Genomic DNA, 15,440 nt, shown 5'->3' on the forward strand with positions numbered 1-15,440 from the left:
GAAAAACTAACATTCGCCAGGTTGATTTCTTCGGAGCGTCGCGGGGGACAAGTACCGCAATACTTCGCAGAACTGACTTTGTGCGTGTTTTGGTGAGAACCGAAATAGGTCGCGGCAATGAGTTTTTCACGGTTTCCCTGTAAGTAGTCGACTTGATCGTGCCGCACTTGCTCCGGCCAATGTCGCGGCACCGACAGTGATCATCGCGCCCAGCAGAATTGCTGCCGGTTCACCGTCGCCGAGCACGCCGAGTTGCGAGCCCACCGTTACCGCGGCAACGGGAACACCGAGCTGCGCAGCAGACAAGATGCCGAGCGGAAGAGGCAAACCCATTACCCGAACCACGGCATGAACTACGAGAGTTGCCATGCCTAAAGACACACCCAGCCAGATGGACGACGGATGGCTGACAAGGTCCCGAAGATTGATGGAAGCGCCGAGCCACACGAAGAACAGCGGCGCAAAAAAGCCATCCGTGACGGCGAAGAGCTGTTTCGCCAGGCGTCGAGGCTCGCCGATCGCCGAAAGGACCAAACCGAAAGCAAAGCCTGCGAGCATGACCGATACGTGAGTACTGGTTGCCAGCGCCGCTAGGGAGAACAAGATCACGAGATTGATCCGCAATTCGAGAGCGAACTTTCGCTTCTCCGAGAACTTGTGGAGCCGTCGCCACGATCCGGAGCGATGGAATGACCGGAGCCCGAAATAGAGCACGACCGCAGCGGCGATGACGGCAAAGGCACCGAGTCCCGCACGCACCGCGTTCCCGGGATCGATTACGAGCGGCACCGCCACGATGCATGCCGTGTCGGCGATGGCGATCTGTGCCGTCATTTGCAGAACGGATGTTCCGCCGAGCGCGAGTGAATCTACGATCGGAAGAATAAGTGCTGCAGACGACGACGCGATGAGCACCGCGTACAGAGCGGCGTGACCGGTATCGAAAACCGATGCCACCGCGTATCCCGCGACCGCGGCCAGAACTCCCACCACAACTGCGCGTACCGCGCCCTTACCCATCGCCGACCGAACCGCAGGATCGCGAACCGGCACATGCGACCCTGCAACCAACATCGTCAATGCAAATCCGATGTCGGCCATGAACGTGAAAGTGTGGTCAGTCGCGTCGAGCCATCCGAACCCGGTGATCCCGAGAACGACACCCGCCGCCAACTCACCAACTACGACCGGGATATGCCAACCTGCGCGCGCCGCCAGTAGCGGCCCGAGGAGACCGGCGAATGCAACCAGTGCGAGTACGTCGAACGTCACCGATGCCCTCCTCGCCGTTTGGTGCCTCAGTGCAGGGGTAATCATCGCATTGGGGATGACGGGGGGATTCGACCAGGAGGCGGTACCCATGAGAAGGATCGTCGCCGCAATCGCGGCGCTGTTCCTGTCGACATTTACCTTGATCGGTTGCAGTGACACCAGCGCCGATTCCCACGGCAGTCACTCTGCTGAGATGGGAGTGACAGCTGCAAACGCACAGGCAGCGGAAATTGTGATCAACGGCTTCGAATACTCCACACCGGCCCCCGTGATGCCGGGTCAAACTGTCACGGTCCGCAACAACAATGACAACCAGCATTCCGTTACGTCTGATACGCCAGGGTTATTCGATGTCATTGTCAACGAGAACGAAGTCGCTCGTCTGACAGCGCCCGAGGAACCGGGGACATACGCGTTCCACTGCACCTACTTCTCGGACATGCACGGGACCTTGACCGTGGAGGATTGAGAGGAAGTGATAGGCCCTCCCTCCGAGCGAAAGGTATCTTGGTCGCCTTCGATGCGCTGAAAGGTACTTTCGCTCGGTTGGGGAGATCCGTTTTGCCGTGAATAACCGGCCCGGAAACAGTTCCGGGTGTACGGTATGCGGGTGCGCCGGAGACTGGTAATCGGTATCGTCACGATAGTGGTTTGCGCCTTCGGCTTCGCGCCGCCCGCGCTCGCAGACAGTACGTATTCGTCGCAGCTACTGTACTTTTCGGTTCAGGTCGGCCCCGATCAGGCAACGCAGTGCACGGTTGTCGGCGAGCTGACCATCCCTGACGGCGTCAGTGCCGGCAATCGAGCGCCGGCGATCCTGACCACCAATGGGTTTGGCGGATCGTACAAAGACCAGATACCGATGGTGCAATTTCTTGCCGAGAACGGGTACGTGGGTCTGACGTATTCAGGCCTGGGCTTCGGCGGAACCACCTGCAAGATCACTCTCGACGCTCCTGCGTACGACGGCATTGCCGCGTCGCAGTTGGTCAGCTTCCTCGGCGGCGCAGAGGGAATTGCTTTCACTGATCCTGGTCTGACGCAACCTTTTCCGGCTCTGGACGTCGTGGCGCAAGATTTCGTGGACCACAACGGTGAGTCGTCGATCAACGATCCGCGCGTCGGCATGTCGGGCGGATCGTACGGCGGGGGTATTCAATTTGCCGCTGCCAGTGTCGATCCGCGAATCGACACGATCATTCCCATGATCACCTGGAACGATCTGTCGTATTCGTTGGCACCCAACAGTACCGGCATCGTCTCCGGCGTGTCGACGGTGGAACCCGGTGCGTCCAAGGTGCTGTTCGCGTCGTTACTGTTCGGATTGGGGGTCACGAATCCTGGCGTCGACGGGTATGTCGCCGACCCCGCGCGGCTCGAGGGTTGCCCGAACTACGTGCCGTACATGTGCAATGCCATTGCGCAGGCGGTGGTTACAGGTGAAGTGGGTCCGAAGATAGTCGCGGATCTGCTGGCGTCGTCGGTCGTGTCCTACATTGATCAGATCAAGATCCCGGTGTTGCTCGCGCAGGGGCAACAGGACACGTTGTTCGATTTGAACGAGGCGAGCGCCACCTATGAAGCGCTGAAAAGCCGTGGTGTGGATGTGAAGATGATCTGGCATTCGTGGGGACACAGTCACTTGGCTGCTGCGCCAGGCGAATTCAGCTTCAGTGCTCCGGACGCGGAAACTCAGTACGAGACAGGCCGATTCCTCGACTGGTTCGATCACTATCTTCGCGATGACAACACCGACACCGGACCGGAATTTGCCTACTTCCGTAATTGGATCGACTACCAGGGAAATGCGGCGCCTGCCTACGCGACGTCGAATACCGTGAACGTCGGCAGCAACCGGAACTTCCATCTTTCTGCAGACGGCGCGCTGTTGCCCGGCGGTGTGCCGCCGGTACCCGGCGCGAACACGATAGTCACCGCTCCGGCGGGGCTTCCGACTGGCATCGAACCGCTCAATATCTCTCCGGCAGGCAATATTCCGAATGTGCAGATCCCCGGAACCGAGGCCCTGTGGACCTCGGCTCCGATGACCGACACGATGGATGTCGTAGGTTCGCCGACTGTCACCTTGCGGGTTGCGGCGCCCGGCCAACCGGTAGTGTTTGCCAAGGTGTACGACGTGGCGCCCGACGGAAGCTCGACGTTGATCAATGGCCTGATCGCGCCCATCAGGATCAGTGATCCGTCGCAACCGGTGCCGGTGACCATGCCCGCGATCGTTCATCGTTTCGAACCCGGTCATGCTGTGCAACTGGCAATCACAGGGGGAGACATCAGCTTCCGGGGCGGTCTTGCCGGGATGCCGGTGACAATCTTCGCCGACGCCTCAGGTCCGCTGCAGCTTCCGGTGGTGGGCTGAGACGGCGGCACTTCAGATATTTGCCCAGCTGTCCGGCCCGAACACCTCGTAGTGGATATTCTGCGCCGGAACATCGCGCGCTATCAACGATTCGCGCATCGACAGCATGAACGGCATCGGGCCGCAGAGAAATGCCTGCGTGTTCGGTTCGAGTTCGATGTCACGCAGATCAGCGCGTCCTTCGTGAACTGCGCCGACGGGTGCAAGCGAGCCGAGGTCTTCGTACCACCGGTGCAATGTTGCGGCCGGAATCTTGTCGACCAGCTCGCTGAGTTCAGCGCGGTGAGCGTGATCAGCGATCGAGCGATCCGCGTGAATCACCGACACCGAGCGCTGCGCGCCGGTATCTGCGAGATGATTGAGCATGCCGATCATCGGCGTGCATCCGATTCCGGCAGACGCGAGCAGGAGTGGCGAATCGTCGTCCGGCATCATCAGATCGCCGAACGGTGTGGTTACCGATAGTTCGGAACCTTCGAACGCGTTGTTGTAGAGGAAGTTCGACACTTCACCGTCGGGTGTCCCCGAAATTCTCTTCACGCTGATGCGCCAGTCGGCGCTACTCGGTACCGAACAGAGGCTGTATTGACGAATCTGCCGAGCGCCGTCGGGGAGAACTACGCCGACTGAAAGATACTGTCCGGGAGCAAATGTGGGGAGAACGCTGCCGTCGAGTGACGTGAGTGTCAACGACACGGTATCGGCGGACTGCAATACCCGTTCGGTGATTCGAACCGTCCGCCATACGTCTCCGGGTTCGATTCCGGCGAGTTGATAGAGCCCACGTTCCATGGTGATCAACGTTTCCGCCATCAGCCAGTAAACCTCGTCCCACGCCTTCGCAACTTCGGGAGTGACTGCATCGCCGAGGATTTCGACGATTGCGGCAAAGAGGTGCTCGTGCACAATTGCGTACTGGTCCGGGGTGATTCCCAACGACGCGTGCTTGTGAGCAATACGCGAAAGGATCAGATCGACCTTCGCGCTGTCGGGTTCGAGTTGGAGTGTCGCGAAGGCGGCGATCGCTCCGGCCAGGGCTTTCTGCTGTTCACCTTGCTTTTGATTGCCACGGTTGAACAGATCGCGTTCGAGTTCGGGCCGGGCCTCGAACATCTTGCGGTAGAACAGGGTTGTGATATCTCCGATGGCGGCACCGACCACGGGAAGGGTGGCGCGAATGACCTCGGTTGACGCTCTGGAAAGCATGAGATGCTCCGTTCGGTCGAAATTCGGTTGTTCAGCCTGCTTCGTCGCTCCGAGTGGTGAGGCGAAGCAGAACAGTTTTGGACGGTTGGCGCGTCACGTCTTCGATCGTGACTCCGTCGAGTGAGGTAAAGAACGCCTCTTGTGCGTCGTGCAGTGCACTCCGCAGGAGGCAACCGCCGCGCAGGGGGCACGGTTTGTCGCCTTCGCAGTCGACTACCTCGCCGGGCCCTTCGAGGCGTCTGGCGAGCCAGCCGATGGTGGCGGTCCGACCCAGTTCGGTGATGGAGAGTCCGCCACCGCGCCCGCGTTTGGTGTTGACTATGCCCAGCTCACCGAGTCGTGTGACCACTTTGGTTGCGTGGGCGTACGACACGTTGAGTTGCTCGGCAATTACCCGCGTACTGGGGGAAGCGTCGGCGTCGAGTACGGCTAGCCGCATGACGACGCGCAATCCCAGGTCGGTGAACTGCGTCAGTTGCATGACTTGAATCTACATAATTCGCATCTGAGATGAGTATTTATGTGAGGGGGATCTCGAGGGAGCGAACGTACCTTTCGGCGCATCTGAGGCGATGAGAGGTACGTTCGCTCAAAGGCGGCTGGCCGAACCGCCCGGGGCGACGTCAAAAAAATGGGGCGGTTGCCAGGTTTGCGCTGCAAATGCCTCACGGACGGACTCGGTGACATCTGCGGACTTCCCAGCCGGTATCAGTGCGATAGCTGATCCGCCGAATCCGCCGCCGGTCATGCGAGCTCCCGCAGCGCCGGCGACTCGGGCAGCGGTGACCGCGACGTCGAGTTCATCGCACGAGACTTCGAAGTTGTCTCGTAGTGAGGTATGGGAGCTGTCCAACAGCGAACCGATATCGTCGAATCTTCTGGTGCGCAATAGTTCTGCGGTCAATAACGTTCGGTTGATTTCAGTAACCACATGCCGTGCCCGTGCCCGGAGTATCGGATCGCTCAGGGATTCGGCCTGCTCCGCGGTGGCTTCTCGTAGGCTGGGTATACCGAGAATGGCTGCTGCGTCCACGCATTGGGCGCGGCGCAGCCCGTACTGCCCGTCCGCGAGCGAGTGCTTCACACGCGTGTCGATGACCAAGAGTTCGAATCCGGCATCGTGGAGGTCGAAGGGAATGTGGTCGATAGATCCGTCCCGGCAGTCGAGCAACAGTGCGGTCGACGGCTTGGCGAACAGCGCTATGGTTTGATCCATGCCGCCGGTCGGTGCGCCGACGCCGTCGTTCTCGGCTCGGATGCACACCTGCACCAGCTGATCCCTGGTGAACATCGAACCGTGAAGATCATTGACCGCCAGGGCAACTGAACAGGTGAGAGCGGCTGAACTGGACAGGCCAGCTCCTACCGGAACCGACGAGTCGATTACCAGATCGATGCCACCAACGGTCATGCCTTCGCGGGCAAGCGACCACAGGACTGCCGTGGGGTACGCCGCCCAGTCTGCGCCGATTTCGCCGACGGCACCCACATATGTCGCTTCGGACTGTCTGCTGTGTATGCGGACGGCCTGGTCGTCGCGCGGGGCAACTGCTACCAGCGTCCGTTGCTCTAGTGCGACGGGCAGGCATAACCCGCTGTTGTAGTCGGTGTGCTCGCCGATCAGGTTGATGCGGCCCGGCGCCGACCACACGCCGGTTGCCTGATATCCGTACGTGTCGCGGAATTGTTGGAGTACAGAATCTTTCGATACGGAACTCATCAAGCGAGCTCACGTAGGCGGGTTGCGACTGCCTCGGGCACCGTGTCGCTGATCCAGGCGCCCATCGCCGACTCGGACCCGGCGAGGTACTTGAGTTTGCCGGGTGCACGCAGGATCGAGAACAACTGCAGGTGCAATCGCCAGAGATGCCGATCGATGCGAATCGGAGCCTGATGCCACGCCGCTATGTACGGCACGCGGTCGACTCCCGGATAGAAGCCGTCGATGCGCCGCAGTAGGTCTTGATAGACATGCGCAAGTTCCTCGCGCTCTTCGGTATTCAGTGACGGGAGGTCGGGGACGTCGCGGTGCGGTGCCAGATGAATCTCGATGGGCCAGCGCGCGGCGGCCGGGACGTAGGCACTCCAATGCTCCCCGGAGTAGACCACTCGGGCCCCGTCGCGTCGTTCGAAGGCAAGGACGTCCGCGAGGAGTGAGCGTCCGGTGCTCTGAAAGTGCTTGTCCGCCTGAACCAGCATCGCCTGGGTTCGCGGTGTGACGTAGGGGTAGGCGTAGATCTGGCCGTGGGGATGGGTGAGAGTCACACCGATCTCTTCTCCGCGGTTCTCGAAGCAGAACACTTGCTCCACCGATGGATCCGCCGACAACTCCTCCGTCCGCGAGATCCACGCGCCGACGATAGTGCGCAGGCGTTCGGCCGGTAGTTCGCCCACCGAAGCCGTGTGATCGCTCGAGAAGCACATCACCTCGCAGTGGCCGTCTGCGCGCCGATCATCGGGCCCGAAACGGCTGGCGGGCATTACTTCACCTCGTTCGGGCGCAAAACTGGGAAACCGATTTTCGAACACTGCGACGTCGTAGTTGGTCTCGGGTATTTCGGTGGGGGCGCCGACTCGAGTGGTGGGGCAGAGGGGGCATTGCGCTGCGCTGGGTAGGTGCGTTCGTGTCATTCGATGCGACGCCATCGTGATCCACTCGCCGGTCAGTACGTCGAACCGCATGTGCGACTCGTTTGTGGCGGAGGGTAGTTCGCGTAGATCGCGTGCGGTCCTCGTGTGGGTGGTGCCCGCGTCGTCGTAGTAGTAGATGTGTCGACCGTCGGCGAGCGTCCGACGCGTCGGACCGGGCGCTGGAGTCATGCGTCAACTTCCCATTCCAGAACACCCTTGCTCACAACAGGTTTCCACACTCCGATGGTGTCGCCGGTCTCGAGTGCGGTGGCGTGGGCCGCCAACATGACGGAGACGGACGCCCAGATCGGTCCGCCGTTGTCGGTCCCGTCCGACGCGTATTCGGTTACGCAATGGTGCAGGGCACCGCCCCGTGTGTCAACGAAATAGTGGTATTCATCCAGTCCGGCAAAGGGAATGAACGTCGGGATGAACATGTTTGCAGCACTACCCGCATCGTCTCGATCGCGTCGATCCATCTCGTCTGCGGGATAGAGGTCGGGATTCTCGTAGATCGTCTCGTCCCACGTTTCCAGCAGCGTGAGACGAACCTCCGTCGCGACGTCGATGGGGTACAAGAACTTGTCGGGAAGAACGCTTCCGAGAAAGAGTCCGGTCCTGTCGTCGTGAGTCAGGCTGCCGTTCTGGACTCGATAGAGATCACGAAGGTCCTGAGGCCACGAAACACCGGTCGACGCTTCGAACTCGTCGATGATGCTGTCACTGAGCCCTGGATGAAACGCGGCCGCTGTCACCGGTGCGTGTGTGCGGCACCAGGTGGTGATTCGACCCCATTCGTTTGCAACGCTCATGGGCTTTACGATACGTCCGCGTCAGGACCCGTGAATCAGGTACTGCAGCGTGTTCACCAGTGTTCGGTCCGAATCCTCGGACTTGCGGCCCGCGATTCCCGAGCGGAGAACTGCAGAACCTTCGAGCAGGCTCACAATCGTCTGCGCCGTTGCTGTGCGCCCCGTGGCATCAAGATCAGGTTGAGTGCACGCGACGACCCGCTCCACGTGCGAGACGTACTGCGCGTAGAAATCTCGGACCACAACGGAGACTTCCTCGTCGGCGGCGGATAATGCCCACACCTCGACGTACAGCCGAACAGTGGCCGGGTCGTCCTGTTCGCCGAGCAGGATTCTGACGAACTGCTCGGATTCCTCGCGGGACACCGTCTGCGGTGGGTCCGTCACGGCGGCCAATCGGTCGAGCGAACGGGTCAACGCGCGCGCCATGACTGCACGGATCAGGTCGGCGCGGGTGGGGTAGTAGTGCTGCAGATGCCCCACCCGCACGCCCGCCGCGGCGGCAAAGTCGCGCATGGCAGCGTTTGCGTTACCCTGCGTCGTCAGTACCTGTTCTGCAGCGTCGAGGAGTGCTGCCGCGCGAATGGCGCCCTTGGTCGGGGTCATGTTCGTAATACTGCCACGCCGAGATTCTCCAACTCGGAGACAGCGCGGCCCGGATTCGGAACTGATTCGGGGAAGGCAACTCCGGGACGTGCGTCGTCGCTCAGGACGTGCCGCACTGCGAGTGCGCCGCCTACTGCTGTGAGATGCGCCTGGCCTAGCGGATCGACAATTGTTGCGGTGGTAGCGCCGTTCGTCCCGGTGACGTCGACTCGTACCTGAGCGCTACCACCTGTGCCGGGTGAGTACAGCAAACCACGTCGGAGCGGTGTGAAGCGTTCTCCGCGTCCCCAGCGAAACAGACCGACCTTCTTGGCGGCGAGCAGTGCGGTTGTGGACGCATTCGAGCTGAAACCGATTCGCGTGCTTGCAGTATCGACATTCAGGGTCAACGGAAAAGTGAATTGCTCGGGAGTGTCGATCCTTCCGACCTTGGTGCGCGATCCCCGGAAATCCACCCAGCGAGTATCGGTCAACGGGCTGACAGTGACCGGGTTTCCGTTCTGCATAACCTCGAAGTCCTGACCGAGGCGGTCCATGAACTCGACGGAGTCGAGGCCGGCAATGTCGTTGACGTCGTAGCGAATCGAGACGTTGATCGTGTCGGCGCCGCCGAGTTCGTCGGCGAGCGCGGCGGCAACGATGTTGGTGACACCGCCCATCCAGCCGGACGACAGGTAAACCGGTGCGGTGGGTGACATCTGGCTTGCGACAGTGGCTGCGCGGGCGACCCGCGCAGTCCAGCGGGTGATGTCTACGTAGGGTATTCCCGCTTGGACTGCGGCAGTCAGCACGCGATCGTGTGGATCGTTGACGGCGGACACGACCGCACGAACCGAGGCGTCGAAAGGCGTCGGATCGGTGAGGTCCCAGCGGCGGACGGAGGCTCCGTGCCGACGGGCCGACTCGGCGCCCTTCTCGGGGGTACGTCCGGTCAGGAGTAGCGAAAAGTCAGGTGCAAGCAGGGCGGTCAGCGCGCTGCCGACGGTTCCGTATCCACCAGCTACGAGGATGGCACCGTCGGGGTCGTGGCGCAGTGAGTCGGTCATGCCGCCAACTCTAGGTCAAATGACCTAAAACGTCGAACGGCCCGGGGTCAGTCACGATGAGCCACGATGTTGACAACGTTGCCGTCCGGGGCCCGGACCAGGAATCGGCGCACACCCCACACCTCGGTTGTCAGTGGGTGCACGATCTCGTATCCGAGTTTCCGGGCTTCGTCGTACGCTCCGTCGACGTCGTCGGTGTGAACCGAGATGACCGAGTCCTCGGGGGAGGTCGCATCACGCGTGACGAGTTGTACATGCGCATCGGAGTCGGGAGACGCGAAGCGCGCCACCCAACCCATATTGAACTCCTCGGTGCTCAGACCGAGGAAGTCTGCGTAGAAACTTTTTGCCGTCTCTACGTCGGAAACTTTGAGGTTGGTGGTGATTCGTTGTGAGCGCATGCGGGTTCTCCTGACCGTCGACAATGGCGTACTTCGATGATTACCTGTGCGTCGGGACGTGTCGAGAGGTGCTGCGGCGATTGACTGCACGAAAATCCGGCAAGTGGGGGACAATCACCGTCAGGCGACAAGTCGAGGAGATGCAAATGTCCGAGGCCAAATCCGAGCGCACCGATGTAATAGTTGAACGGGAACCGTCGATGATGCAGCGGTACTACCCCGCTGCGGTGCCCGTGATCCTCGGTCTGATCATCTTCTTCCTGCCTGTGCCCAGCGGTGTCGATCCCAAAGGCATGCAGATGCTCGGCATCTTTGTCGGCACGATCGTCGCGTTGATTCTGCAACCGCTTCCCACCGGATCAGTTGCCCTGGTCGGGTTGTCGATCGCAATGATCACCCAGACGGAGACACCGTCGGAGGCGCTCGCGGGCTTCAGTAACACCACGATCTGGCTGATTGTCGCGTCCTTCTTCATTGCCGAAGGCTTTCTGGTCACCGGACTGGGCAAACGGATCGCGTTGATGTTCGTCACGAAACTCGGAAAGTCCAGTCTGGGACTGTCTTACGGGATGGCGTTGACCGATCTGATCCTTGCACCGGCAACACCCTCGAACACCGCGCGAGCGGGCGGCGTGGTGTATCCGATCATCGTCTCGCTGAGCAAACTCGAGGATTCCAATCCCGAACCGGAGGAGTCCCGAAAGAAACTCGGCGCGTACCTGCTGCTCACCTCGCTTCAGGTCAACGTAGTCACCTCGGCCATGTTCATCACCGCCATGGCCGGCAATCCGGTAGCCGTCGACGCGGCCGCCAAACTCGGTATCGAGATATCGTGGGGCAAATGGGCATTGGCGGCTTCGGTGCCGGGAATTGCCAGCTTGATCGCGATCCCGTGGGTGATGTCCAAGATCTTCCCGCCAACCATGCTGAAAACCCCCAAAGCTCCGGTGCAGGCCAGAGACGAGCTACGCAAGGCCGGTCCCGTGAGCCGCGACGAGAAGATCATGGCCGCAACGTTCATTCTGCTGCTTGTGCTCTGGTGTCTGGGCACACAACTCAACGTCAACGCCACCACCACCGCGTTTGTCGGCATCGCGATCCTCCTTGTCACGAAGGTGCTCAGTTGGAACAACCTGGTGACAGACAAGGGTGCATGGCAAACCTTGGTGTTCTTCGCCGTATTGGTGGGTATGGCAGGTCATCTCGAAGAGTTGGGCGTGATCGCGTGGATCGGCGGGCAGGTATCGTCCAGCGTCGACGGGCTGCCGTGGATCTGGGCGTTCGCGATCCTCACGCTGGTCTACTTCTACGCGCACTACCTGTTTGCTTCCAACACGGCGCAGATCGTCGCGATGTACGCGGTGTTCCTCGGTGCAGCAGTTGCCACCGGCGCTCCACCGCTGTTCTCGGCCTTGGTGTTCGGATTCATCGGCAGCCTGTTCGGCGGTATCTCGCACTACGCGTCCGGTCCCGCCGGAGTGGTCTACGGTTCCGGGTACATCAAGACGTCCGAGTGGTTCCGAATCGGGTTTGTCATGAGCGTTGTGATCATCCTCATCTGGACGATCATCGGTGGCGCGTGGATGAAACTTATCGGTGCCTGGTGATCAGTTGTCCTTGCGGCGCAGGCTGAACCGCATGGATTCCTTGTTGACGGCGGCGATTGCCGTCAGCGGAATCTCGGCCGGGCACACCTTCGCACATTCGCCGTAGGTCGAACACGGCCCGAAGTCGGCTTCCATCTGATCGGACATCGCGCGGGCGCGCTTGCCCCTTTCGTTGCGACCCTGCGTTGTCAACGACAGATGCGTGAGTTTGGAACCCGTGAACAGATGGGCCGCTCCGTTGGGGCAGGCGGCAACACAGGCGCCGCACCCGATGCAGGCCGCAAAGTCCAGCGCGGCTTCGGCACTCTGGTGGGAGAGCGGTTGACTGTCGGCGTCAGGTGCTGTGCCGGCGTTGACCGAAACATAGCCCCCGGCCTCGAGTACACGATCCATGGCCGACCGGTCCACCACCAGATCCCGAACTACCGGAAACGCCGCAGAACGAAACGGCTCCAAAACAATTCGATCGCCGTCCGAGAAACTACGAAGATGCTGGCGGCACGTCGGCGTGTTGGCTACCGGACCGTGCGGGGTGTTGTTGACGGTGATACCGCAAGAACCGCAAATCCCTTCGCGGCAATCGGAATCGAACGCGATGGGGCTGCTTCCCTCTTCGACGAGTTGGTCGTTGAGCCGATCGAGAAGTTCGAGTAGCGACATCTCGGCGCTCGCGTCGTCAACCTGATAGGTATCGAAGGCGCCGGAAGATTCAGGTCCGTTCTGGCGCCACACGTCCACAGTGATTTTCATGCGTAGTTCCTTGTTTGCAGCGGAACGGCGGTGAAGGACAACGGTTCGTCGTGACGGATGTGCCGACCGTCCTTGGCGGTTTCCCAGGCCGACACAAAGCACCAGCGATCGTCGTCGCGTAGTGCTTCCCCGTCCGGCGTCTGGTGCTCGGCACGAAAATGGGCTCCACATGATTCGTCCCGGTCGAGCGCGTCGACGCACATCAGTTCGGCGAGTTCGAGGAAATCGGCGACCCGTCCCGCCCGTTCGAGTTCCTGGTTGAACTGATTTCCGGTGCCCACAACCCGCAGGTCCGACCAGAATTCGCCCCGCAGTTCCCGGATCTCCGTGATGGCCTTGGTCAGCCCTTCTGCCGAACGGGTGACTCCGCAACCCGCATAGAGGATCTCGCCGAGTCGGCGATGGAATCTGTCGGGTCCGTGCTTGCCGCCCACAGACAACAGCAGGTCGATGCGTCCTCGTACGTCATTGAGCGTCGACACCACCGCCTCGTCGTCGAGGCTGAGTTCGGGAGTGCCGAGCAGGGGCGCAAGGTAGTTCGGAATTGCATAGGGAAGGGTGAACCACCCGTCGACGCAGGCGGAGAGTAGGGAATTGGCGCCGAGTCTGTTTGCACCGTGGTACCCCCAGCCGGCTTCGCCGCCGACGAACAGGCCTGGGATCGACGTCATCTGGTCGTAGTCGTTCCAGAGGCCCCCCATGGTGAAATGGGCGCCCGGTGCAATACGCATCGGCACCATGTACGGATCCTCACTGGTGGCATCGCGATACATCGAGAAGAGGTTTCCGTATCGCTCTTCGATCGTCTTGCGACCCAATCGTGCGAGGGCATCTCGAAAATCGAGGTACACACTGTTTTTCAGCGGACCGACGCCGTGACCGGTATCGATTTGCTCGCGGGCGGCGCGCGAGGAAACATCGCGGGGTGAGAGATTGCCGAAGGCGGGGTACTTGCGTTCGAGGTAGTAGTCGCGCTCGCTATCGGGGATGTCTCCGGGTTCGCGACTATCTCCCGGTTGTGTTGGTACCCAGATGCGGCCGTCGTTGCGGAGAGACTCGCTCATCAGAATGGTCTTGGACTGCCACTCGGAATTGACGGGCAGCGCGGTGGGATGGAACTGAATGAAGGACGGGGACGCCATCAGTGCTCCGCGCCGGTGCGCCCGCCACGCGGCAGTGGCGTTGGAGTTCTTGGCAAGAGTCGATTTGTGGAAGACCGTGCCGTAGCCACCCGACGCAAGGACAACCGCATGTCCTGTGGTGGACCTGATTTCGCCGGTCACGAGGTCGCGCGTCACAATTCCCTGGGCGCGTCCGTCAGCGACGATGAGATCGAGCATCTCGGTGCGGGTATGCAGGTTCACAGTGCCGGCAGCGATTTGGCGTTGCAGTGCCTGCGACGACGCTATCTGCAACTGCTGACCCGTCTGCCCACGCGTGTAGTACGTGCGCGAAACCTGGACGCCACCAAATGACCGGGTTGCCAAGGTCCCGCCGTATTCGCGTGCAAACGGGGCGCCGATGGCATTCATAAGGTCGATCACGCGCACGGATTCCTCGGCCAGTCGGAAGCAGTCCGCCTCCCGTCCACGGAAGTCGCCGCCCTTGACGGTGTCCTTGACGAATCGATCGAGGCTGTCGTTGTCGACTTTGCGGGCGCGGGCTGCGTTGATGCCACCTTGAGCGGCGACGCTGTGCGCGCGCCTCGGTGCATCGTGGAATGTGAACGACTCGACGTGGTAACCCAATTCGCCGAGCGACGCGGCACAGGCGGCGCCGGCGAGTCCGGTACCGACAACGATGATCGTGAACTTGCGGCGATTGAGTGGGCTGACGAGTTTGTAGTCGAGTTTGCGGTTCGGCCAGGCCGTCGACGGATCTCCCGGCGGTACGTTGCCGTCGATCGGGCTTCCGATGGTTCGCAGGTCGTCGGCGTCGAAGCTGCTCATCTGATCACACTCCTGTTGTCGAGACGAGTCCGGTGAGCACGGCGATGGGGATCGACATGTTTCCCACCATGACAACCAGCGCGATAATGCCGGCGAGTGCCACCGCAACTTGGCGGAACCGCTGGCCGGTCACGCCGAGATCATTGACGGCGCTCCATAATCCGTGTGCCAGATGCATGGCGAGGAGGGCCATCGCGAGTATGTAGAAGGCGGCGACAGCGGGGCGTTCGAAGCTGGCAACGAGGTTGTCGTAGGCATAACTCTGCGATCGGGTGGCCGCTTCGTATTCAGTGCTGCCAATAGGCCGGGTGCCGGTCGTGAGATCGAGGATGTGAAAGATGATGAACAGCAGGAGAACTGCGCCGGTCGCCGGCATTGTCCGGGCGGTGAACGAGGAGAGTCCTAACCCCTTGCGGCGGAACGGTCCTCGGGCTCTGCGCGCGCGAACGGTGAGAAGCCACGCGCACCACACATGGGCGATCAGTGAGACCAGGAGAACGATGCGGAGAATCCAGAGCAATCCTTCGTAGGGAAGGAACGGTTCGAAGACGGTTCGGAGCCAGTGTGCGTAGTCGTCGAAGTGTTCGGCGCCGGTGTACACCTTCAGATTGCCGATCATGTGGACAACTACGAATGCCGCAAAGATCAGCCCTGTCACTGCCATCAGAATCTTGCACGTGACGTTCGACGGGCGCGGGCGTGACCGTGGTGAATCGGTACCGGCGTGCGGTACACGGGTCGGAGCACTCACTCGTAAAACCTCCCAAGCCAGACGTGCCGGAT

At 61.0% G+C, this 15,440-nt stretch carries 15 protein-coding genes; 3 read left to right on the top strand and 12 right to left on the bottom strand.

What is annotated here, in order from left to right; all coding sequences use genetic code 11:
* Positions 1–126 precede the first annotated feature (126 nt).
* A complete protein-coding gene (locus V2B23_RS05450; RefSeq protein ID WP_430949415.1) occupies positions 127–1,272 on the bottom strand; it encodes a cation:proton antiporter in 1,146 nt (381 codons plus the stop codon).
* Between the two features lie 88 nt (positions 1,273–1,360).
* Between V2B23_RS05450 and V2B23_RS05455 the strand changes: the two genes are divergently transcribed.
* Positions 1,361–1,741 (top strand): cupredoxin domain-containing protein, encoded by a 381-nt coding sequence (locus V2B23_RS05455; protein ID WP_430949416.1) that lies wholly within the window; start codon positions 1,361–1,363, stop codon positions 1,739–1,741.
* Between the two features lie 135 nt (positions 1,742–1,876).
* Positions 1,877–3,649, top strand: a complete 1,773-nt coding sequence (locus tag V2B23_RS05460) for a CocE/NonD family hydrolase (protein ID WP_430949417.1) — start codon at positions 1,877–1,879, stop codon at positions 3,647–3,649.
* A 12-nt stretch (positions 3,650–3,661) separates the two neighbouring features.
* Here V2B23_RS05460 and V2B23_RS05465 read toward each other — a convergent pair whose 3' ends face one another.
* The 8 genes from V2B23_RS05465 to V2B23_RS05500 form a co-directional block, all read right to left on the bottom strand.
* Entirely contained in the window at positions 3,662–4,855 is a 1,194-nt protein-coding gene (locus V2B23_RS05465; RefSeq protein WP_430949418.1) for a globin domain-containing protein, read from the bottom strand.
* Between the two features lie 31 nt (positions 4,856–4,886).
* A complete protein-coding gene (locus V2B23_RS05470; RefSeq protein WP_430949419.1) occupies positions 4,887–5,336 on the bottom strand; it encodes an RrF2 family transcriptional regulator in 450 nt (149 codons plus the stop codon).
* A gap of 108 nt (positions 5,337–5,444) precedes the next feature.
* The gene (gene galK, locus V2B23_RS05475; protein ID WP_430949420.1) at positions 5,445–6,575 is read right to left on the bottom strand and encodes a galactokinase; all 1,131 of its coding nucleotides are present in this window, start codon (positions 6,573–6,575) and stop codon (positions 5,445–5,447) included.
* Positions 6,575–7,675 carry a galactose-1-phosphate uridylyltransferase gene (gene galT, locus V2B23_RS05480; RefSeq protein ID WP_430949421.1) on the bottom strand — a complete coding sequence of 367 codons (1,101 nt, stop codon included), beginning with the start codon at positions 7,673–7,675 and terminating at the stop codon, positions 6,575–6,577. The genes galK and galT overlap by 1 nt, the downstream gene beginning before the upstream one ends.
* The gene (locus tag V2B23_RS05485; protein ID WP_430949422.1) at positions 7,672–8,298 is read right to left on the bottom strand and encodes an SMI1/KNR4 family protein; all 627 of its coding nucleotides are present in this window, start codon (positions 8,296–8,298) and stop codon (positions 7,672–7,674) included. The genes galT and V2B23_RS05485 overlap by 4 nt, the downstream gene beginning before the upstream one ends.
* Before the next feature lie 21 nt (positions 8,299–8,319).
* Positions 8,320–8,904: a TetR family transcriptional regulator gene (locus V2B23_RS05490; protein WP_430949423.1), complete on the bottom strand. Its 585-nt coding sequence runs from the start codon at positions 8,902–8,904 to the stop codon at positions 8,320–8,322.
* Complete coding sequence (locus V2B23_RS05495) at positions 8,901–9,950, bottom strand: saccharopine dehydrogenase (RefSeq protein ID WP_430949424.1); 1,050 nt, start codon at positions 9,948–9,950, stop codon at positions 8,901–8,903. Before V2B23_RS05495 ends, V2B23_RS05490 begins: the two co-directional genes overlap by 4 nt.
* 47 nt (positions 9,951–9,997) lie before the next feature.
* On the bottom strand, positions 9,998–10,351 hold the full coding sequence (locus V2B23_RS05500) for a VOC family protein (protein ID WP_430949425.1): 354 nt from the start codon (positions 10,349–10,351) through the stop codon (positions 9,998–10,000).
* A 146-nt stretch (positions 10,352–10,497) separates the two neighbouring features.
* Between V2B23_RS05500 and V2B23_RS05505 the strand changes: the two genes are divergently transcribed.
* Positions 10,498–11,958, top strand: a complete 1,461-nt coding sequence (locus V2B23_RS05505; RefSeq protein ID WP_430949426.1) for an anion permease — start codon at positions 10,498–10,500, stop codon at positions 11,956–11,958.
* Here the strand turns inward: V2B23_RS05505 and V2B23_RS05510 are convergent, their stop codons facing one another.
* The 3 genes from V2B23_RS05510 to V2B23_RS05520 are packed head-to-tail and all read right to left on the bottom strand — an operon-like array spanning position 11,959 to position 15,408.
* Positions 11,959–12,708: a succinate dehydrogenase/fumarate reductase iron-sulfur subunit gene (locus V2B23_RS05510; RefSeq protein ID WP_430949427.1), complete on the bottom strand. Its 750-nt coding sequence runs from the start codon at positions 12,706–12,708 to the stop codon at positions 11,959–11,961.
* A complete protein-coding gene (locus tag V2B23_RS05515; RefSeq protein ID WP_430949428.1) occupies positions 12,705–14,657 on the bottom strand; it encodes a fumarate reductase/succinate dehydrogenase flavoprotein subunit in 1,953 nt (650 codons plus the stop codon). The genes V2B23_RS05510 and V2B23_RS05515 overlap by 4 nt, the downstream gene beginning before the upstream one ends.
* A 4-nt stretch (positions 14,658–14,661) precedes the next feature.
* The gene (locus V2B23_RS05520) at positions 14,662–15,408 is read right to left on the bottom strand and encodes a succinate dehydrogenase cytochrome b subunit (RefSeq protein WP_430949429.1); all 747 of its coding nucleotides are present in this window, start codon (positions 15,406–15,408) and stop codon (positions 14,662–14,664) included.
* Positions 15,409–15,440: the final 32 nt, after the last annotated feature.

Origin of the sequence: Rhodococcus sp. 24CO, assembly GCF_050586165.1 — a bacterium.
Lineage (GTDB): Bacteria > Actinomycetota > Actinomycetes > Mycobacteriales > Mycobacteriaceae > Rhodococcus_F.